Raw genomic sequence first — 905 nt, 5'->3', positions numbered from 1 at the left:
TGCCGTCAGCCTTGAATACGACGCGCGAATCGGCATCGCCCAGGCACTCGGCCAGACCGGACAGGGTTGGCTCTTCCGCACCGACAGGGAACAGACCGAACTTGAGCGACGAGCTGCCGCAGTTAATAACCAGAATCAGGGATTGGCTCATGAGAGTACTTTCAATAAATTAGTAAAATCGGTTTGTCAGGCAGCAAGCGTCAAGTGCTCGCTCTAGCTGACAAAGAAACCGCGTGCGGCAAATTGGCCACGCACACGGGCGACACACTCGGCCGAAGGCGGCAGGGTGTCGGCAAGTTCATACGCCATACCCAGCTCGGCCCACTTGCTCTGGCCCAGCTGATGAAATGGCAGCACCTCTACGCGCTCGACAACTTCACCCAGACTAGCGACAAAGTCGGCCAGCCGTTCGACATCATCGAAGCCGTCGGTCAGCCCCGGCACCAGCACATAACGGATCCACATCTTCTTGCCCATCTTCGCCATGCGCCGGGCAAAATCCAGCGTCGGCTGCAAAGGCTGGGCCGTGATCTTTTTGTACTGCTCAGGGTCGCTGTGCTTGATGTCCAGCATCACCAGATCCACCGCCTCAAACCAGGCATCCGGCAGGCTCTCGTGCAGATAGCCCTGGGTGTCCAGCGTGGTATGCAGACCGAAGCGTTCTTTAGCGCCCTTGAATACAGCACCGACAAAGTCGGGCTGCATCATCGGCTCGCCACCGGAAATGGTGACGCCACCGGCAAATTTGAGGAAGCCTGCGTAGGGTTTTAGCTCGGCCAGCGCATCCTCCACGCTCATCTCGCGACCGTGATGCAGCTTCCAGGTGTCCGGGTTATGGCAATACAGGCAGCGGACCTGGCAGCCCGAGGTAAAGAACACGAAGCGTACGCCCGGGCCATCGACGG

Annotated in this window: 1 protein-coding gene and 1 pseudogene; both read right to left on the bottom strand. The window is 58.9% G+C overall.

The annotated features are described in order from the left end of the window. Nucleotides 1–151, bottom strand: a pseudogene (locus tag EGI20_RS18845) (propionate/acetate kinase); the annotation flags it as partial. 62 nt (nt 152–213) lie between these two features. Further along, the coding region (pflA, locus tag EGI20_RS18840) for a pyruvate formate-lyase-activating protein (protein ID WP_498633230.1) at nt 214–905 on the bottom strand (692 nt) is incomplete at its 5' end.

It is taken from the genome of Aquitalea sp. S1-19 (assembly GCF_024343515.1).
Note: the sequence above shows the minus strand (reverse complement) of the source record. Positions and strands in the feature narration are given on the sequence as shown.